24 protein-coding genes and 1 tRNA gene are annotated in these 19,113 nt (G+C 46.3%); 14 read left to right on the forward strand and 11 right to left on the reverse strand.

The genetic code is table 11. The annotated features are described in order from the left end of the window. Positions 1–13 precede the first annotated feature (13 nt). From OWQ48_03920 to OWQ48_03930, 3 genes are read left to right on the forward strand one after another with little or no spacing between them, the layout of a single operon-like run. A complete protein-coding gene (locus tag OWQ48_03920) occupies positions 14–415 on the forward strand; it encodes an Hsp20/alpha crystallin family protein (protein ID MCY0868362.1) in 402 nt (133 codons plus the stop codon). Between the two features lie 17 nt (positions 416–432). Next, the gene (gene rnhB, locus OWQ48_03925) at positions 433–1,176 is read left to right on the forward strand and encodes a ribonuclease HII (GenBank protein MCY0868363.1); all 744 of its coding nucleotides are present in this window, start codon (positions 433–435) and stop codon (positions 1,174–1,176) included. After that, a complete protein-coding gene (locus tag OWQ48_03930; protein ID MCY0868364.1) occupies positions 1,154–2,314 on the forward strand; it encodes a TGS domain-containing protein in 1,161 nt (386 codons plus the stop codon). Before rnhB ends, OWQ48_03930 begins: the two co-directional genes overlap by 23 nt. A 5-nt stretch (positions 2,315–2,319) precedes the next feature. Here the strand turns inward: OWQ48_03930 and OWQ48_03935 are convergent, their stop codons facing one another. Further along, positions 2,320–2,634, reverse strand: coding sequence for a hypothetical protein (locus tag OWQ48_03935; protein ID MCY0868365.1), 315 nt, complete (start codon positions 2,632–2,634; stop codon positions 2,320–2,322). A 95-nt stretch (positions 2,635–2,729) separates the two neighbouring features. Between OWQ48_03935 and OWQ48_03940 the strand changes: the two genes are divergently transcribed. From OWQ48_03940 to OWQ48_03950, 3 genes are read left to right on the forward strand one after another with little or no spacing between them, the layout of a single operon-like run. Then, a complete protein-coding gene (locus OWQ48_03940; protein MCY0868366.1) occupies positions 2,730–3,095 on the forward strand; it encodes a hypothetical protein in 366 nt (121 codons plus the stop codon). Then, positions 3,092–4,465: a phosphoglucosamine mutase gene (glmM, locus tag OWQ48_03945; GenBank protein ID MCY0868367.1), complete on the forward strand. Its 1,374-nt coding sequence runs from the start codon at positions 3,092–3,094 to the stop codon at positions 4,463–4,465. The genes OWQ48_03940 and glmM overlap by 4 nt, the downstream gene beginning before the upstream one ends. Next, entirely contained in the window at positions 4,462–4,851 is a 390-nt protein-coding gene (locus OWQ48_03950; GenBank protein MCY0868368.1) for a hypothetical protein, read from the forward strand. Before glmM ends, OWQ48_03950 begins: the two co-directional genes overlap by 4 nt. Here the strand turns inward: OWQ48_03950 and OWQ48_03955 are convergent, their stop codons facing one another. The 3 genes from OWQ48_03955 to arcC form a co-directional block, all read right to left on the reverse strand. Then, positions 4,852–6,036, reverse strand: a complete 1,185-nt coding sequence (locus tag OWQ48_03955) for a PLP-dependent cysteine synthase family protein (GenBank protein MCY0868369.1) — start codon at positions 6,034–6,036, stop codon at positions 4,852–4,854. A gap of 76 nt (positions 6,037–6,112) precedes the next feature. Further along, positions 6,113–6,964 (reverse strand): DMT family transporter, encoded by an 852-nt coding sequence (locus OWQ48_03960; GenBank protein MCY0868370.1) that lies wholly within the window; start codon positions 6,962–6,964, stop codon positions 6,113–6,115. Positions 6,965–6,997: 33 nt separating this feature from the next. Next, positions 6,998–7,972, reverse strand: coding sequence for a carbamate kinase (gene arcC, locus OWQ48_03965; protein ID MCY0868371.1), 975 nt, complete (start codon positions 7,970–7,972; stop codon positions 6,998–7,000). A gap of 169 nt (positions 7,973–8,141) precedes the next feature. On the opposite strand from arcC, the gene sufC reads away from it, so the two are divergent. Genes sufC through OWQ48_03980 form a run of 3 tightly spaced genes read left to right on the forward strand, consistent with a single transcriptional unit; the run spans position 8,142 to position 11,293 of the window. Continuing rightward, positions 8,142–8,876, forward strand: coding sequence for a Fe-S cluster assembly ATPase SufC (gene sufC / locus OWQ48_03970; protein MCY0868372.1), 735 nt, complete (start codon positions 8,142–8,144; stop codon positions 8,874–8,876). A 5-nt stretch (positions 8,877–8,881) separates the two neighbouring features. Continuing rightward, the gene (gene sufB / locus OWQ48_03975; GenBank protein MCY0868373.1) at positions 8,882–10,288 is read left to right on the forward strand and encodes a Fe-S cluster assembly protein SufB; all 1,407 of its coding nucleotides are present in this window, start codon (positions 8,882–8,884) and stop codon (positions 10,286–10,288) included. After that, the gene (locus tag OWQ48_03980; protein ID MCY0868374.1) at positions 10,289–11,293 is read left to right on the forward strand and encodes a SufD family Fe-S cluster assembly protein; all 1,005 of its coding nucleotides are present in this window, start codon (positions 10,289–10,291) and stop codon (positions 11,291–11,293) included. Here the strand turns inward: OWQ48_03980 and OWQ48_03985 are convergent. The 4 genes from OWQ48_03985 to OWQ48_04000 form a co-directional block, all read right to left on the reverse strand. Next, the gene (locus OWQ48_03985) at positions 11,280–11,510 is read right to left on the reverse strand and encodes a hypothetical protein (GenBank protein MCY0868375.1); all 231 of its coding nucleotides are present in this window, start codon (positions 11,508–11,510) and stop codon (positions 11,280–11,282) included. The two genes, OWQ48_03980 and OWQ48_03985, sit on opposite strands and share 14 nt — an antisense overlap. Positions 11,511–11,887: 377 nt before the next feature. Then, positions 11,888–12,121, reverse strand: coding sequence for a hypothetical protein (locus OWQ48_03990; GenBank protein ID MCY0868376.1), 234 nt, complete (start codon positions 12,119–12,121; stop codon positions 11,888–11,890). A 61-nt stretch (positions 12,122–12,182) separates the two neighbouring features. Then, positions 12,183–13,439, reverse strand: a complete 1,257-nt coding sequence (locus OWQ48_03995; GenBank protein ID MCY0868377.1) for an ORC1-type DNA replication protein — start codon at positions 13,437–13,439, stop codon at positions 12,183–12,185. 10 nt (positions 13,440–13,449) lie between these two features. After that, complete coding sequence (locus OWQ48_04000; GenBank protein MCY0868378.1) at positions 13,450–13,941, reverse strand: RNA-binding protein; 492 nt, start codon at positions 13,939–13,941, stop codon at positions 13,450–13,452. 139 nt (positions 13,942–14,080) lie between these two features. Here OWQ48_04000 and OWQ48_04005 point away from each other — a divergent pair, with 139 nt between their 5' ends. Then, positions 14,081–14,584, forward strand: a complete 504-nt coding sequence (locus OWQ48_04005) for a DUF4352 domain-containing protein (GenBank protein MCY0868379.1) — start codon at positions 14,081–14,083, stop codon at positions 14,582–14,584. 783 nt (positions 14,585–15,367) lie between these two features. On the opposite strand, the gene OWQ48_04010 is transcribed toward OWQ48_04005, so the two are convergent. The 3 genes from OWQ48_04010 to OWQ48_04020 form a co-directional block, all read right to left on the reverse strand. Further along, positions 15,368–15,844 (reverse strand): transglutaminase-like domain-containing protein, encoded by a 477-nt coding sequence (locus tag OWQ48_04010; protein MCY0868380.1) that lies wholly within the window; start codon positions 15,842–15,844, stop codon positions 15,368–15,370. After that, positions 15,828–16,244: a hypothetical protein gene (locus tag OWQ48_04015; protein ID MCY0868381.1), complete on the reverse strand. Its 417-nt coding sequence runs from the start codon at positions 16,242–16,244 to the stop codon at positions 15,828–15,830. The genes OWQ48_04010 and OWQ48_04015 overlap by 17 nt, the downstream gene beginning before the upstream one ends. A gap of 834 nt (positions 16,245–17,078) precedes the next feature. After that, positions 17,079–17,154: transfer RNA gene (locus OWQ48_04020), tRNA-Gly, on the reverse strand. 90 nt (positions 17,155–17,244) lie between these two features. Here OWQ48_04020 and OWQ48_04025 point away from each other — a divergent pair. The 4 genes from OWQ48_04025 to OWQ48_04040 are packed head-to-tail and all read left to right on the forward strand — an operon-like array spanning position 17,245 to position 19,058. Continuing rightward, positions 17,245–17,751, forward strand: coding sequence for a hypothetical protein (locus tag OWQ48_04025; protein ID MCY0868382.1), 507 nt, complete (start codon positions 17,245–17,247; stop codon positions 17,749–17,751). 48 nt (positions 17,752–17,799) lie between these two features. Beyond that, positions 17,800–18,444: a hypothetical protein gene (locus OWQ48_04030; GenBank protein ID MCY0868383.1), complete on the forward strand. Its 645-nt coding sequence runs from the start codon at positions 17,800–17,802 to the stop codon at positions 18,442–18,444. Positions 18,445–18,500: 56 nt separating this feature from the next. Continuing rightward, positions 18,501–18,629 carry a hypothetical protein gene (locus OWQ48_04035; GenBank protein MCY0868384.1) on the forward strand — a complete coding sequence of 43 codons (129 nt, stop codon included), beginning with the start codon at positions 18,501–18,503 and terminating at the stop codon, positions 18,627–18,629. After that, positions 18,630–19,058: a hypothetical protein gene (locus OWQ48_04040; protein MCY0868385.1), complete on the forward strand. Its 429-nt coding sequence runs from the start codon at positions 18,630–18,632 to the stop codon at positions 19,056–19,058. The last annotated feature ends 55 nt before the right edge of the window (positions 19,059–19,113 follow it).

Below are 19,113 nucleotides of genomic sequence, written 5' to 3' on the forward strand. Positions count from 1 at the left end.
GGGGGCTGGTTGAATGAGCTTGGAGCCATTTGATGAGTTCATTAGGAGGATTAGAGAGCTAGTGAGGAGCCTAGAGGAGTCTGCTAGCAGGCTGGAAACCACGAGGAGAGAGTTCATTGAGCCATTGTATAGTGTATACGAGTACACGGATAGATACGTGATAGTAGTAGACATGCCGATGGCCGACTTCAACGTGCTCTCAGTTGACTTGAGAGGGCGGAGGCTCAGCTTAGAGTGCAGGCTGAGAAGTGATGTGAGATTCGAGAGGTGGAGCATGCATAGGACTACTGGGTTCAAGTACTACAGGCTTGAGCTACAGCTACCAGAGGATGTAGTACCAGAGGAGGCCAGCATTGAGAGCATTCGATCCAAGTCAATGGTGAAGATCACTATACCCAGGAGGATCAGGCGGTAGGCGGGCAGGGTTTAAGAGTGAGCGGCAGGCTGATTGTAGAGATAGGTATTGATGAAGCAGGGAGAGGCCCCTTCATAGGAGACATGGTTATAGCCGGCGTGGCTGCCCCTAGAAGCGTCTTCGAAGAGCTCTCTAGAATCGGCTTAAAGGATAGTAAAGCTATTAGTCCTTCTAGAAGACGCATGCTGCTACAGGAGATCGTGTCTAGAGGTGTTGACATCGCAGCTGTCTACGTTGCACCACACCTAGTTGACTCGAGTAATATGAATAGACTAGAGTACACTGTGATGTGCAGTCTACTAGAACTCCTCTCATACAGCCATATGCTGAAATCCTCCAACAGCCTTGTAAAGATATACGTGGATGAAGTTAAAGGCTATGGGAGGCTCCTCGAGGAGTGCGCAGTGAGAGTCTACGGTGGCATTGAGGTACATGTAGAGCCAGACGCTGACGCTAAGTACCCTGCTGTCTCAGCTGCAAGCATAGTAGCCAAGGTGTTCAGAGACAACGGTATTAGAGCACTTAAGTTAATTGCTGGTGAAATAGGCTCAGGATACCCTAGCGATCCTACTTCAAGAAGATGGCTGACTACAGCTTACACGAGTATGCCGGAGCCCCCGGTATACGTTAGGAGGAGCTGGGGGCTGCTGAGAGAGCTTGCACCAGGATGGTATACTGTTAAGCATGCTAAACACTCGAGAACTAGAAGCCTACTAGACTACACAGGGGTCTCCCAGCATGGTGACAAATCTACCGGCTGAAGCTAAAGCTAAATGGCTTAAAGTCATTGAGGCTAGAACCCCTGAGGAGAAGATTAAAGCTCTAGAAGACTTTCTATCCAGCGTGCCTAAGCATAAGGGTACAGAGAAGCTTAGACTATGGGCTACGCGGAGGCTAGCAGAGCTGAGAGAGGAGGTTGAGGAGAGGAAGAGGAAGAAGGCTGGGCGTGGAGTATCCTTCCTCGTAGAGAAAGCCGGGGATGTTCAGGTTGTTGTAGCAGGCCCGCCTAATACTGGTAAGAGCATGCTTGTAAACAGGCTTACCGGCGCCAAGACTATTATAGCTGACTACCCTTACGCTACAGTGACACCTGTACCAGGCATGCTGAAGTACGAGGATATTTATATTCAGCTAGTAGACTCGCCGCCACTCGCTAGGAGTAGCAGGATGCTCAACAGGGTTCTAGGGCTTGTTAGAAATGCTGATGGACTCCTAATAGTCCTAGATGCTGCACGCAACCCTCTAGGTGAGCTCGAGGAGACACTAGAGATACTAGAGGAGTCGGGTATACTAGTCACTAAGCCTCGTGGAAGAGTAGTTGTAGAAGTCTACAGGAGCGGGGGGCGCGGGATACGCTTTACTCTAATGGGTAGGCTGGTTAATGCAACTCTCGATGATGCACGCAGGCTGCTAGAAGAGTACAGAGTGTACAATGCTCACGTGAAGATATATGGTGAGGTAGAGTTAGACGACATCGAGCAAGCATTATTCGGGAGCATAGTCTATAAGCCTACAGTAGTATTCATTAATAAAATCGATGAAGCAGGCAGCGTGGAGCAAGTCGCCGATGCTATTAGAGGTAGAGGTATCCCGGCTGTATTAGCAGGCTCAGCTCTAAAAGGTGTAGGCTTGGAGAGCGTGGGGGAAGCCCTCTTCAAGCAGCTAGAACTAGTGAGAGTCTACACTAAGTCACCTAACACTCAGCCCTCCAGTAAGCCACTAGTACTCAGGAGAGGGGCGACTATTAGAGATGTCGCTGAGGAGATACACAAGGATTTCGTGAGAAACTTCCAGTATGCTAGAGTATGGGGGAGATCCGTCCACTACCCTGGCGAGAAAGTCGGGTTAGACCATGTTGTTGAAGACAAGGATATAATTGAAATACATATTAAAGGATAATGCTGCTAGCACTTTACAATAGGTATCGGCAGCTTCTCCAGTATCACTGTTAAAGCTGTGAGAGAACCCTTCTCATCGCATACGTAGGCTTTGGAAGGAGTGTAAACTGAGATTAATTCTAGTACTTTCTCCTCAAGCCTCCTCCCTCCCAGAACTACTACTTCAAGACCCCCCAGGGCTTTAAGCAGCTTCATCTTCTGGAGCAGTCTAATGGTTTCAGCGTCTGCCACGAGAACTCTAGCATCACCTGCTAGAGCCTTCTCCATGAATGCTAGCTCGCTCTCACCTAGTCTCCTAAGTGATACAGCTATAATCTCCATTACGGTAAGCCACCTGGATGGTGATATCAAGGCCTGCATCTTATTTACTCTTATAGCTGGAATTATCTAACTGAGAAGGTAGTGGTGTTTCCGGAATGATTAATGATTTAGCTGATTTCCTCGCGAGAAATGGTTTTACTCCTGTAGTCCAAGGTAAAAGCTCGCTGAGAGTTTACGACTCCGAGCTACCAGTATACCTGGAGGCTAGACTGGAGGATAACAAGGTTTACACTTACATAGGCTTTACCGGCGAGCTGAGAGAGAAGCTCGAGGAGGCTGCTTTAAGCGGTGAGGATATCGAGGAGATGGTAGAAAACTCTCTCAGCTACCTGAATACCTGTGCTCTACTAGTTAAGAAGTGGGCTGATGAAAAGAGACTTATAACTGTCTTTAAGCTTAGAGAAGGAAGTGTTGAGCTAATGGAGCTGCTAGAAGACATCATGGAGGAATTAAAGGAATGAGTGGTCAGTCCAGGTTCTTCGGTACAGATGGAGTTAGAGGAGTACTAAACGAGGATTTAAACCCTGAGTTCCTTGTTAGGCTTGGATTAGCCATTGGATCCTTCTTCGAGAAGGGGTCTAGGATACTTGTAGGCATGGATGCTAGAGCAGGAGGCGATATCATAAAGCACTTGGTGATAGCTGCAGTAATGTCTACAGGAGTGAAAGTATATGATGCAGGGTTAACGCCAACACCAGCATTACAGTACGCTGTGAAATCCAAGGGGTTTGACGGCGGTATAATGGTGACAGCAAGCCACAACCCCCCTGAGTATAACGGCGTGAAGGTCATCGGCCCGCACGGGATAGAAGTAGATAGAGATGAAGAGAGAGTTATCGAGGAGTTATTCTGGGAGAACAAGTTTAGGAGAATCAGCTGGAGGGAGGCACTACACCGTGTTGAAGCATACCCGTATGTGAACGAAGAGTACGTTAAAGCTGTTATAAGCCACGTGGATGCTGAGAAGGTTAGAGCAAAGGGATTCAAGATCCTAGTAGATCCAGCTAATAGTGTGGGTGTTCTTACAACACCACTAATAGCTCGAGAGCTAGGTGTTAAACCAGTAGTAGTAAACGGCTCACTAGACCCCTTATTCCCTGGGAGGCTGCCTGAGCCTACAGCAGAGAATCTAGCTGAGACAGCCAGGCTTGTAGTAGATGTAGGCGCAGTAATAGGTGTAGCCCATGATGCAGATGCTGATAGAGCAATAATAATCGATGATAAAGGAGTAGTACAGTGGGGGGATCGCTCAGCAACTCTTCTAGCAAGATACCTCCACGAGAAGGGTTTAACTGGGAGGGTGTATACAGCTGTCTCCTCTAGTATTGTAGTTGAGGATGTCTTAAAGCCGCTTGGTGTTGAAGTAGTATGGCTTAAGGTTGGAAGCGTGGATATAGCTCACACAATGAGGAGGAGCGGGGATGCTTTATGCGGGTTTGAGGAGAACGGGGGCTTCATGTATCCTCCACACCAGTACGTGAGGGATGGAGGCTTAAAGACAGCTCTCTTCCTTGAAATGCTAGCCACCTACGGGAAGAAGGCTTCAGAGCTCTTCGCAGAGCTGCCGAGATACTATGTCTTGAAAACCAAGTATAGGATGGATCGCGAGAAAGCCTTGAAAGCCGTCGAGATAGTTAAAGAGGCATTTAAAAACGAGCGCTTGATAACTATTGATGGTGTTAAAGTAGTCTCTAGAGACTACTGGCTTCTCGTGCGTCCAAGTGGAACTGAGCCGCTTCTACGCGTCATGATTGAAGCGAAGAGCAAGGAGCAGCTAGCTGAACTATCATCCTACGTAGAGTCACTGGTGAAAGAGGCTGAGGAGCATTGATGAGGTACTGGGGTCTCGATGTACTAGTATGCGTTCACTGCAAGCACCACCCGTTAGAGCTGGTAGTCATAGAGACAGTAAAGCAGGATGTTGATACAAGCAGTATTACAACACCTGTATGCAAGGAGTACTGCGGGTACTTGAAGGAGAAGATAGATAAGAATAAAGCATACCCCTGCCAGGAGTGCCTTAGAACCGGGATTAAGACTGGAGTCCTCTACTGCCCTAGCTGCGGGAGATGGTATCCTATCAGGAATGGGATAGTCTACATGCTAACAGACAGCAAGAGGAATTTAAAGCAGGATAGAGAATTCCTAGAGGCCTATAAGGATAGAATACCGGAATACATTTTAAAGCAGGGTAAGCCGGTTAACCTTGAATCCTAGCTAGCTTTCAACGCACTCCCTGGCTACAAGCGTCTCTAGTAGCTCAGTATACTTGGTTCCATGGTCTGGGAATACTACTACAACATCACCTCTCACTAACCCCTCCTCGGCGAGCTTTACTAGAGCGTGTACTACGGCTCCAGCACTAAAGCCTGGGAGTACTCCGTCGCTTCTAGCTACTCTTAGCATGCCTTCAAGAGCTTCTTCGAGTGTTACATCTATGATCCCGTCTACTTCAACCATGTGTAGCCATTTAACACCTGTCTCTACTCTCCTCAATCCTGGTATACTGGAGTCTTGGGCTGGCTGCACGCCTATAACCTTGATGTTCTTGTACCGTTTCTTGAAGTAGAATGAGAGAGCTGAGAGATGCCCGCTTGTACCAAGCCCGGATACTATAGCGTTAGGCTTAACATTCTTTCTCGCTAGCTGGTAGTCTATTTCCTTAGCTGTATAGCTGAGGTGGACTAGGAAGTTGTAGTCGTTCTCGAACTGGTTTAACACGGTGGCGTTATCTCTAGAGGCTTCTAGTATAACTTTACCTAGCATGCCTGTTGTTATAGGAGTACTCTCTCTTCTCACCTCTGCACCCATAGCTTGAAACACGTACTCAATGCATCTCTGAGCTGTGGATGGAAGGTAGACTCTTGTTTTAATCCCATAGTAGTTTCCCAGCCCTGCGAGAGCCAGCCCTGTGTTAGTTGAAGAGGGCTCGTAAACCACGCTGGGCTTAATGTTCTTCTCGAGTAGTCTCTGAAGCATGTACCAGGCTACTCTATCCTTAATGCTAAGGCTGAATGGATGGTACCATTCCAGCTTAGCCCATACTCTCACACCTTGATCCTCGAGTAGCTTTAATCTAACTAGTGGTGTCGGGTTGTCTAATGCTACTAGCTCGGCGAGTGAATCGTATACTCTCGCATCACTGCAGCGTACATTGTAGAATGGGTCTAGTAGGTCTAATGGAACTTCTCCTCTCTCATCTTCTCTATCAGCTACAGGAATGTATTTCACCTTGAACTCGCGTAGAGCCTTATATACTACTACATCTTCATCTACTACTATATTTCCTCTAGCATGGATTAACGGAGCTCTCCACGTGGAGATCAAGTCTCCGAGAGCATTAATATATTCTTCGAGCTTTAAGTCTACTTCTCTAAGCCCTCCTGCTTCAACCAGCCTCATAAAGCACCCCTAGTCTGCTAGTGCATCTTGATTTAAGGGCTCTTAAACCTGCTATCCTACCGGCTGGTTGAAAAGCTCACTTAGAGCGCTTTAACTCAGCTATAGATGCAATGTATACTGCTAGTATTATCAGGCTTCCACCAGCCACCTTATAGAACTCTACCTCCTCGAGCCCCATTAACACTGAGAAGATTAAGGCGAATACAGGCTCTAAGAGGTATACTAGGGCTGCAGTCAACGGGGATACCTGTCTCTGCCCTAGTACTTGGAGGAGGGTTGCAAGCAGTGAGCAGAAGACTGCTAGGTATACTATATACCAGAATACCTGGGGGCTTGCTCCTCCATCTAGTATTACCGCGAGAGGGTATACGAGAGCTCCAGGCGTGAACATACCGTAGAGTATCTCGGTTAACCCAGTGCTGCTGAAACGCGAGACAAGAATTATCTGGGCAGCCCAGGCTAGCGAGCCGAGGAATACTAGGATAACACCTACTGTAATACCGCCTCCAGGTGATGTTAGAATGTAGAGGCCTAGTACTGCTAGAGCTAGGGCTACACCATCCAGCCTACTATACCCTCCTCTAGCCGCCACGATATACAGGTGAACGTGCACTGAGTTCAAGCCTGTCACGAAAGCACTTAGAGAAGGAGTTGTGTAGACTGTGCCAGCAGCTTGGAGATAAAGCCCTGTGAAGTATGCTATACCAGCTTGAACCCCGTTTACCAGTCCCCTAGCGTCAAGTCTTCCTCTAACAGCTTTCACAGCAATGAATGGAGTTAAGATTAGAACTGCTATCAGGCTTCTTAGAGCAGTATACATTAGCGGGGTTACATCTGAAACCGATAGCTTTATGAAGGAGAAGGATGTACCCCAGAGTAGCGAGACTAGTAGAAGTAGTAGTAAACCCTTTAAGAGCTCCCTATCCATCCTCTAAGACACCCAGGCTACCAGGCTTGTTATCTAACCTGGCACTATCCTCGTGCCAGCTTCTCCTCTTAAAGCCTCGTAGGCTTGATTCAAGTGTGCTATTACAGCCATTTCTCCCCCGTTAGCAATGAATCTCACGGCTGCAAGTACTTTCGGCCCCATGCTCCCCGGCTTGAAGTGTCCTTCCTCATAGTATCTTAAAGCCTCGCTAGCTTTCAGCACGCTGAGGGGTTTAGCCTCCGGTGTCCCGTAGTTCAAGTAGACTCTATCTACATCTGTTAGTATCACGAGTATCCTGGCTCCTAGAGCTGTAGCAAGTCTTTCAGCAGCTAGATCCTTGTCTATTACTGCTTCAACCCCATGGATGAATCCTCTTTCATCCCTGTATACTGGTACCCCGCCGCCACCACTAGCTATAACCATGAATCCCTGGTCTACTAGAGTTTTAACAGCTTCTACTTCAACCTGCACTACTGGGTCTGGGGATGCTACAACCCTCCTATAGCCGCCGCGCGGGTCAGGCTTGAAGACCCAGCCTAGTTCTCTTGAAAGTTTTTCAGCCTCCACGCTACTATACCATGGCCCAATATACTTTGATGGATTCTTGAATGCTGGGTCTCCTGCATCGACTAGCGTCTGTGTTATAATGGATACAACACCTTTAACCTTCGAGCCTAGTAGCCTTCTTCTAGCTAGCTCATTGTATAGAGCTTGCTGCAGCATGTAGCCCAGCCACCCCTGGCTCATTGCTCCAGCAACATCCAGGGGCATCGGCTGTATACCTTTCTCCTTTAACCCGAGGCTCATTAACTCTGCTATAATGCCTACCTGAGGCCCATTGCCGTGTGTCACTACTATACTGTAGCCTTCATCTACTAGTCTAGCTATAAGGCTTGCCGCCGTGTAAGCGTTCCTCCAGTAGTCTTCAGCTGTCCCTTTATCACCCTTACTCTGGAATGCATTACCGCCGAGTGCAACTACTATTAGGTTTCTTGAAGCCCTGCTCATACCTAATCCTCACTCTTAGCTCGAGGAGCATGAATTCCCATGGTAGACTCAGCTAATAACTATTACGCTACAAGTGGGATTAAAGCATATAAAAGTGTTTTACAGGCACTCAATACATCCCACTAGCTTTATAAGGTTTAATTGTATACTAGTTATCTCAGGTGGCCTGATGCTTGAAGCAAGAAATCTAACAGTAGAAGTAAATGGCAGGATAGTCGTAGAGGATGTAAGCTTCACTCTGAGCAGCGGTGAGATCGTAGTATTCATGGGGCCTAATGGAAGCGGGAAGACTTCTCTAGCCTACGCTTTAATGGGGCATCCAGCCTACAAGGTGGTTAAAGGCAGCATCATCATAGATGGAGAAGACTACACAGGTAGGCCTGCATACGAGAGAGCATTAGCAGGATTATTCCTAGCCTTCCAGAACCCTGTTGAAGCACCAGGCGTAACCCTAGAAATACTCTTGAAGAGCGCGTTGAATAAGAGGCTGGGTAAAACTGATCTCTCGGAGAGTATCCCAGGACTCTCCAGCAGGCTGAGAAGCGAGGCTATACTACTAGGATTAAAGGAGGATATACTAGCCAGGGATTTAAATATTGGTTTCAGCGGCGGCGAGAAGAAGAGAAGCGAGATACTCCAGGCTAGAATCCTCAAGCCTAGATACCTGATACTAGATGAAGTAGACAGCGGCTTAGATGTCGACGGGATTAGACTACTAGCAGACTACATTAATGAAGTAGTAGGAGGCGGGGGAGGAGTACTCCTTATAACGCACAGCCCTTCACTCCTCAAGCTGGTGTCACCTAGAGTAGTCTACGTGATACACCGGGGGAGAGTAGTTTTAAGCGGGGGTATTGAGGTAGCCGAGAAGATATCAGCTGAAGGATACAGCTGGCTTAGGTGAGAAGCATGCCGTTAGAGCTCGCTGAAAAACTAGGAGAGCTAGAATTAGAGCCCGTGGAGTACAAAAGAGAGATCGAGGTTAAAGGTAGGTTATCGAGAAGCCTTGTAGAAGAAGTCTCGAGAGCTAAGAAAGAGCCAGAGTGGATGAGGCTCTACAGGCTTAGAGCACTAGAGATGTTCGAGAAGCTGCCTTCACCAGCATGGCTACCCTGGGTTGAAAGCATAGACCTCGACGAGATATCCTCGTACTACGTTAAGCCTGAAGCCTCCCGAGTGGAAAGCTTTGATGAGCTCCCAGAGGAGATCCGGAGGATCTACGAGAAGCTAGGGCTACCAGAGGCTTACGTAAAGTATCTCGCCGGCCTCACAACAGTCCTAGACAGTGAGACAGTCTACGCTGTCATGAAGGATCTACTCAAGCAGCTAGGGGTTATAATGGTGCCAATGGAGGAGGCTGTTGAAAAGTATCCAAGCCTTGTTAAAGAGTATTTTGGTAGAGTATTCCCCTACACAGACCACAAGTTTGCAGCACTACACTACGCTCTCTGGAGCGGTGGTGTCTTCGTCTATGTTCCAAGAGGAGTTAGAGTACCATACCCTGTTGAAGCCTTCTTCTTCATTGGAAGCGAGCTGGAAGGGCAGTTCGAGCACACTATTGTTGTAGCTGAGGAGGGAGGCGAGATAACATTCATTGAGGGGTGTAGTGCACCCAGGTTAAAGAAGTACAGCTTCCACGACGGCATGGTTGAACTCTACGCTCACAGAAACTCGAAGATAAGCTTTGTAACTGTTCAAAACTGGAGTAGAAGCATAGTTAACTTCAATAATAAGAGAGGAGTGGCTGAGGAGAACGCTGTAATCGAGTGGATTGAAGGAAGTATTGGGAGCAGGGTAACAGTAACCTACCCTTCAACAATACTAAAGGGGAGGGGTTCTAGGACAACAAGCACTGTTATAGGTATAAGCAACGGTAGTCTTGTAAAGGATACAGGCTCTAAGGTAATCCATGCAGCTCCTGATACTACTAGTAGAATAGTATCAAAGAGTATTAGTGGTAGGGGGGGTGTGAACATCTACCGCGGCCTAGTACAGGTTAACAAGGGGGCTAGGAGGGCTAGAAGCTACACTCAGTGTGATAGCCTGATACTAGATGAAGCTAGCACGGCTAGCACTTACCCTATAGTACACGTATTCGAGGATGACGCTGATATAGGTCATGAAGCATCAACAGTTAAAGTTACAGAAGACCAGCTCTTCTACCTGGCTTCAAGAGGGCTCAGTGAGAGAGAGGCGCTCTCAATGATAGTATTAGGCTTTGTCCGAGACATTCTACCCAAGCTGCCATTCGAGTACGCTGCTATGCTATCGAAGGTCATACAGCTAGAGTTCAAGGAGCTCGGAGGCGTGGGGTGAGTGAACAGCGTGAAAGCCAGGGGGTCCGGTGACTCACCGACGATCAGAGAGTACATTGACAGAAGGAGTATAGTAGAGCTAGTTGAAAGAACCCTTAGAGGAGAAGTAGCTGCTAGCACAAGCCTTCTAACCGTGCTCGGTGGCGCAGTAGTCATCCAAGAGCCCTCTAAGCAAGGCAGTGGCTTCAAGCTGCTATCACCCGCGGGATACCGGGGACTCCACAGAGTTAAAACCACGAGTGGTAGAAGCGAGATTATAGTTAAAGGACTCGAGGAGAGCCCGGTGAACCTAAGCCTCTTAGAGTTGAACTTAGAGTCCAGTGGGTTAACAGTAGTCAGGGTTACAGGGGGCTCGGGCTCCAGGCTTACAGGCTTGAAGATACATGCTGCTAGGGGTGTAAGCCACGAGGTCATCGTGATACAGGATCCAGTGGGAGAGAATACAGAGGTCACCGAGATCATAGTAGAGCAGGAGGATTCAAGCAGTCTAATCCTGACAATTCTACTGAAGCCTAGCTCACTATCGTACACGAGTATTACTTCAAGACTTGCCGCCGGCTCGAAAGCCAGGAAGAATATTATCGTGAACCCACTGCCAGGAGCACGCGTAGACGTCGAGGATACCTCCCTAGTATCCGAGCCTGAGAGTAGTGTTGAATCCTACATTAGGTCCCGTCTCGAAGGAGGTTCAACCACAGCGCTACGCGGTAGAGGTGTAGTAGAGAGGAGTGCTAGGGGATCTAGAGTAGTCTACGGTATTGAATCACTGCTGTGCGATGAATCTAGTAGAGTCTACATGCAGCCCTTCCTAGACATACACACAGGTAGCGTAGTAGAAGCTAGACACTACGCTAGAAGCTACATGCTAACCCTAGACAGGCTATTCTACATTGAGACACGCGGGTTGAATACGAGTGAAGCCCGCAGGCTGCTAGTTAAAGGCTTTCTAACCCAGGGTTTAAGTGATACAGCTAGAAGAGTAGTTGAAGAGTCTATTTTCTCTTAAATAAGTACTCTACTAAGCCGCCCCCAGCCTCTAGGACTACTACTTCATACCCGTATCTTAAGCCTAGAAGTCTTGCTAAGCCTTCAGGGAGGATCTCAGGTTTAGATTTAACTCTTACTTCAGTATCCTGCTTCTTCAACACATCTAGTAGAGTGGTTAAAGGGTTCTCGCTACAGCTACCACTACTCGTTAAATCAAGCTCTCTAATCCTACTCATACAGGCACCTAATTGAACAGCTAGTTTAACCCTAATTTAAGTCTTCCCGTGGAGGAAGGCTAGTTGAGCAACCCTATTGAAATATTTAAAAGCATGTTCTACCCAAATTCAAGCCTTGGGGATGGAAATGTCCAAGAAGGCTGAGAAGAAGAAGGAGGAGAAGAAGGAAGAGAAGAAGAAGTAGACGGCTTCACTATCACCTTACCTCACGATTATTCTTTTTACCTCTCCCGCCCTCCCAGAGCCCTGCGCGATGAAGGGTAGCGGGATTAAATTCTATAGTGGATGTATTACAGTTGAAGGTACTTCTGTTATCACTGCTTCCATGGTAAGCGTGGAGTACTGAGTGGAGGTGGGGGAGTAGGCTGGGATCCGGGTTAAGGCTGGGTTAGACTACGTTTAGCGAAGGGGCAGGTTCTCCAGAGGGTTTCACATCTTTTTACAGCTGACTTGGTCAGGTATCTCTCGAGTACTGTGCAGTAGGCTACACAGTATTTTACTCCGTCTTTCTCGAACTCGAGTATCTTGAGGTTTACACAGGGGTCTTTAAGCTCGCATCTAGGTAGAGCGTGGATTGGCGTGTATATCTCCTTCGGTCTCCGTGACTCCATTTGCTTACACCGCCTACTAGATTACTTAGCGTCGAGCTGTGTTTTAAGCTCTCATGCCTGCTTAAACTCTACGCGGGCCCCCCTGTCTTCCACCAGCTATCTTTCTTGATATCTGCTCGCTGAGATACTGCTCTAGCTTCTCTAGGGGACCGTAGTGTAGTGATATCATGGTTGTCCTGCCTCGGTTGCCAAGGCTTTTCACTGTAGTAGAGATTACTCCTGCTCTTGTAAGACTCCTCACGTACTCGTATAGCTGTGTATGCTTACGCGGGATCTCATTGTAGAGGCTGCACAGCATTCTATATTCTTCTTCAACCTCGCCTATTCCTACAGCACTAGTATTCCTCCTGCGTAGGAGTCTCACGATGCTTAAGAGTAGTAGCTGCTCGTGGAGTGCTAGATACCCTACTAGATCCGTGATTCTCACGAGCTCCCTGCTCAAGCCTGCTATAGCTCTTCTAACATGCTCAGCACTCAGCCTGTCAGCACCTTCTCTCTCAGCTATATCGCCGGCTGTGAGGAGTACTGTTAGAGCGTGCCTAGCATTACCTTCACCTCCCCTGTCAACCCCCTCGTAGTCTGCTATTAGCTCTAAGACTTCATCACTATAGGAGTCCTCGCGTAGAGCCTGGGAAGCCCGGTATCTTAGGATGTCTAGTAGCTGCTTTGAGGTATAGGGGTTTAACTTGACTACATGCCTGCTGAGGTAGGATTCAGTCACGGGATCCATGAATCTCGCTACACCTGTATCAGTTGAAACCAGGATTGTGTTTAATCTTCTAGCAGCATCCCTTGACTCGTATATTCTAGCGAGAAAGTAGAGGTCTTCTCTACCAGCCATGCTTGCAAAGTAGTGGAAGTCGTCTAGTATGAGGAGTAAGTGCTTATCTTCCTCCTCTAGGCGTGATAACACTAGATCCATTACCTCCATTGGAGACAACCCTCTAACCGGCACGGGGATCCCCTGCTGAAGAGATATCTCGCTGATAACACTGTAGAGTGTTCTATTCCTATAGCAGTTTACGTAAGCGTAGTCTAAGCTAACCCCTCTCTCACCTGCAATCTCCACTAGGTTTTTAACGAAGACTCTAACCAGAGTAGTCTTACCTGTTCCAACCCCTCCTGTCACCAGGATGCTTTGATGCATGGAGCCAGGGTTCTCGAGGAGGCTCTTGAAGTAGGAGGCTAGAGCTCTAAGCTCGCTATCCCTGTGTGGTAGAGCACTAGGAGTATACTCTGGTGCAAGACTCTCCCTACTCTTAAACAAGCTCCTCCTACCCACCTCGCTTTCAATTAGTCTCCTAGCATCCCACTCCACAGTCACGCACCTAAACTAGACTCCTCCTAACACTCTTACACAAGCCTACACCAAGATATACTACTCCACCCACCCCTTCAATGAAGAGGCATGTAGGAGATGATGGATCATGGGTTACACCCATACTCCTCAACACCTCGGCAACTCTAGCAAAGAGAATCCTGCTTAATCCTCTCACACCCCTCATTCTAATCTTAATCTTCACTCTACCCGGGTATACTAGATTCCTGAGGATTACACCTGGATCCCTGAGGAAATCCTCGAGGCTAGCACTCCCGTGCACTGGGATAATGTTCTCTACGAAACCATACTCACTGCTAATAGCCCTCCTGTAAACCCTCTCAACACTAAGACAGCTGCGGACGAAGAGAACACCGGGGAATCCAGCCTCCTCTACAACAACATTACTATCTAGAGCGTAGAGTACATCACCAATCTCCCGAATACACCACTCAACACTACCAACCCTGCACGTAGCAATCAGCACAATACTACAAGCCATAAGCCAGCTCAACCCCTCGAGTAAACTCTTACCCTAGCACACCGTAAAAGAACAGGATCCAGGTGGTAAACCCAGTAATACACCACCATAGAATATTTAAACTACCACGCATACTAAAAGTATTATCGGTGAAGTAGTAGTGAAAGCAATCTCACCAGTAATAGCAACTGTCATCATAGTAGCTGTGACTATAGCTGTAGCAATAGCTGTAGCACTATGGATCTCAGGGTTAACCGGGGCATTCACAGGAACAGAAAACCTACAAATAGTGACAGCATACGCTACAGCATACGCTACTACAAACGAAACATACTGGAATATAACATTAGAAGTCAAGAATGTAGGGACAACGGATGCTACAATAGACCAGATATTCATAAACGGAAAGCCGTATACTGCGTATGGGGACAACATAACAGTTTCTGAAGTAACAGTAAGCACGAATACCATGCAAACTAATACTACGACTCCTACCATGCAAACTAATACTACGACTCCACCTTTATCGCTACCTGCTGGTAGCAATATAACCATACTCATAACGATCAAAAAAGACGCGGGGTTCACGTCAGGTCAGATGGTTGAGATTAAACTTCACACTGCTAGTGGTAAAGAGTACCCGAAGATGGTCACCCTCCCCTAACATAACAGTCTAACTTAGTCCTAGTGTTTTTCCACCTATCCCCTTCCTCTCCTAGTCTCCTAAGGGTTCCTGGTGTAAGTAGATGTGAATACCGTTAAACCCTCGATGTAATGTAGAGTGTTTTCAGGCTTGCTGCGGCCACGTCTCACTTAAGCTTATACTTCTCTTTCTCCTTCTTTTAATACACTCTAAGTGCTTTCAGTCTTTTTTATTGCTTCGGGTTATCTATGAATGTATCAAGGAGTGTATTCCACGCATTCTCATATTTCAGTCTTTTCTGATCGCTTCTAGACGTTGATTCTCACTGTAAGAGTCTATAAGCTTTTCGGCTAAGCTTCCCGCGAGCCGGTGAGATGCTAACTACGACTCTATGAAAAGTCAAGCATTCAGAATGCCATGAGAAAACCGGGGGTCAGTTTAAAATAAGCGGAACTAATAGTCTAGGGGTTAATGATGTATTTTTCGTATTTTCTCAGGGATTCCTGGTATTTCTCGAATTTAGGGCATATTAGCTTGAGAGTCCTCCAGAATCTCTTGGTGTGTCTCTTTACAAAGATGTGGGCAATCTCGTGAGCAATAATGTATTTTAGTGTACTTTTAGGTAGTGCTATAGCGTTCAGTTTAACTAGAATCTTGCTGCCTTTAAGCTTTACAATTCTCTGCTTCTTGCTATATAACCTCTATCACTCTCGAATACGTTTTCACGTAAGCCCACAGATTACTTTAGAGGTAGTTATTGAACCAGCTTCAGCCGATTGCCTGTAAATCTTTAAGTGGGAGAGGCTACGGGAAGTAGTGGATAATGACGTAGGGTTCGTGCTTTATCATGCCGACACAATAGTCGCTTTCAGAGGCGAATGGGTCTACTATGATCCAGGTATCTCCTTTTATTTCAAGGTATTTGACGCTGATGATATCTGGAAGCCTTGAACCTAGACCTACAGCTTCAGCTATCTCTTCCTCAGCATTCAAGAATTCCTTAAGGGAGCGCGGATAGCGGACAAGCACTGCGAGGTGATCGATGACTCTGTCGCCGTCTGTATCGACTTCAATAAACTTTGTTTGAAGACCCAGTGCCTGATACATTGAAGCTAAGAGTATAGCTACATCATCACAGTCACCCGCCTTAAGTTCAAGTGTCTCACTCGGCTTCTGGAAGAGTTCAAAGCCAGGGTCTTTAACATAACGGATGTTCTTCGCAACCCAGACATTCACAATCCATATATACCAGGCATCCCTGTCATCAATGTAGCCATACAAAGTTCTCGGTAAGCGGTTTTAGAGATTTCACAATCATTAATTTTACTCTCGCATCACCATAGCTAGCAGATACTATAAAATAGTAAGTCCCCTTCACTGGTACACGCCATTCAAAGCTAGAGGAGTAAACAGCTTTACGTGATAGTATAGTATAGTAGAATGAGCCTTTCTCCCTAAAGAGCTCGTAGTCATCCTCGCTCATAACATAGAAGTCGATGGGAGCTGTAGAGGAGAGAGAACCGTTCACGTAATCATACCTGTCGAGTTCAACTCTGATCGCCCAGTAATATCCTCTGCTGACATGCTTCTCCTCACTTACAAGTACATTTGAAGACCAGAGCTCAGGAAATGTTTCCAGAGGATTTGTTGCTAAGGCGACAGCGAATTTCCTCACAGACATGGGGTCAACAGCTTTTAGAACCCTTTCCTCGAAACTCGTTATATTATACCAGGAGGAGGCAATACTCGTTGTATTATACCAAGGAGAAACACTAAGGCGTGAGGCGTTGAAGTCTTAACCAATATAAGAATAAGATACTTCTAATACAAGCACCGTGGATGCTATCAAAATTACCGCGACAGCACGCTTCCGCCTCTCATCCTCACTCACTCTCCCATTCATACCCTCGCCTCGAATAGATTACTCCTAAATACACTTGTCTCGAACATGCCTAATAGTATTTTTATCAAATTAAACTTTATTTTTAGCGCCCTTAAGTTGCTTTGGGATCAATGGTACTTTTATCAGGCTCACACATATGGATGATGCTAACTTTTCCCGCTTTTACTAATTGATCCCCGTTAATCTAAGATGAGCGAGACTGAGAGATAATACTTTTCATGAGAGCCCGGTACTTCCAGGCTCCTAGAATTCAGCTTAAGCTTCAACAGGGTATTCCTATTTACTTTCTTTAATTAAACTGAGATACACCGGCACGATACTTCACGTTGCTCCATGCAGGCATTTCCATATAAACCTTAGCAGGAGACTCTAATACCTCGCTGTGAAGCCTAGTATCCTTAAATCCCCAGCTATCATTCAACACGTACCAGTATAGTAGCTAGTATAGGCATGAATACCACGGTACCCCTACAGTTCCCACTCTCCAAGCCTCCTCGTGTTAGATACACCTTCACTCTGCTATCAAGCCGAGAACACGCGTGCACGGCACTAGACCCCATGCGTCCCTCTAGGATGCCACCGAGTTTAAGCCGTGATTTTAATGAGGGGGAGTGCGGCGGCCGGGATTTGAACCCGGGATCTCCGGCTTGGGGGGCCAGCGTCCTAGTCCAGGCTAGACGACCGCCGCTCTAATACTAGTCTAAGAGATGTCGTGCTTTAAAATATTACTTCATTGTCTTAGTTTTGCTTGTTTTGAACTAGATGATAGAGCCTGTTATTGCTACTGCTAGCAGTACTCCTACCCGTATATACAACACCTGTTAATGCAAGCTTAGAGTTAGGTCTAATAGCATACGATGCAGAAGCCAATGGATATACAGGGCCTTCAACGACATTAACCCTTGAATTCTACTATGGTGGCGCAATATTGAAGGCAAGTGTTAGCGTTAATGGTGCTGATGCCTATGATGCCGCTCTGCTAGCAATAGTAGGAAGCTATGATACAACTCGAGGTGTATGGGTAAGTTTGGGGAACGTAATACAAGGGTATACTAAAAGCTGGTCAGGATCCTTGAACTGGGAGTCATATGATATCCGTTTAAAGAGCACCTATAAAACTGGTATTATTGTTACTCCCGGTTATGGAGGCTGTATTGTAGAAACCAGTGGATACGCTACTTTCGCTGTAACTCATTCCACGTGGTGGGGACTAGTAAGAGAAGAAAGAATTGATCTAATACCTCTTACTGCAATAGGAATCATCTGTAGTTCTGTAGGGTGTTAAAAATTTCTTACTTATTCTTCTCTTTAAACCATTAACGAGGTTGAGTGTATGCTTAAACCCATGGTATTCTACTCGCTTGCTCTCACCCTGCTACTCCTAGCTGGTGCTGTGAGCGCTGACTCTACTGTGTTAAAGTCTCCTGAGGTTCTCGCCTACTATGGCTCTATGTATTTTGTTGAGAGGCAGGGAGACAGCTTTAATTATAATGGAACTTACTTTGATGGGACTGTCACCATTGAGAAAATTGAACCCTTAAACGAGACAGCAGCCTGGGTTTATGTGGATATTACTGCCAGTGAAGTCTTGTATAGACCTGATGCATGCTCAGACACAGTAAACTTGACTATACCAGCTAAAATCGTTGTGCGTGACTACCGCTTGCAGTTGAAGTATCTGGTTGACACTGTAAGAAATTACGCGTGGGTTAATGGAGAGTTCATAGGCTTCTTCCCATTCTACATATTCCCTGAACTAAGCTATAGTAATGCATCTAAATACACCTACATCTACATGGAGGAGGAGCTAAAATTAGTCTCAGAAGAAGGTAAACCGCTCCCAAATGTAATAAGGCTTCCAGATAATACTACATTACCCACGCTCAATCTCGTGAACAAGTATATATCTATACTATACTATATCTATACCTATTTGTGTATCATTACCCAGTATCCATCTTTGGCTATGTACCTTTAGGGAATAACAGTTATCTGAAAGTTCGTCTATGGATTGATGGAAGCTGGCTTCCCTACTTGAAGTCTATTGACGACTACCCAAAATCTGTTACATTCATAGATTACAAGAAGCTAGCTTTAATTATCGCTACTATATCTGTAATCATAGTTTTAGTCATAGTATTCATTAAGAGAAGGAGGAAGTAGATGAAGCTACCTTTAAGAGAGGCTTTTTCAGCATCAGTTATTTTTATGATGGCTCTCCTAGTATCCTCGCCACTATTAATTGCTCTCCAGGGTTTTACACCCTACACTCTCAAAATTCAAGGCAATATCGCTAAGCAGTTTATCACTATAGGCTTTAATGAGAGTAGTAGAGGGCTGTGCCCGCCTACGGTGCTGGTGTACATTAATAGATCCATGCTTCTCTTAAACTACCGCGGGTATCTTGATGAGGTTTCAGCAGTATTCTTCATCATGCTAGGCGTTATTACAGCCTACATTATTGCTGAGCCATTAGAGTACAAGTACTTTTTCATTGAGGCTACTTATAGTGGTGGAAGACTAAGAGTATTTGCAACTAGACTCATCATTATATATATGCTTGGAGGTATAGCATCACTCTCGGTGGAGTAAATCTTGCTGGTGTAGCATACACCCTCAACCTCTTCGAGAGTATTAGTGAAGCACT

This window comes from Desulfurococcus sp. (assembly GCA_026626905.1).
GTDB lineage: Archaea > Thermoproteota > Thermoprotei_A > Sulfolobales > Desulfurococcaceae > Desulfurococcus.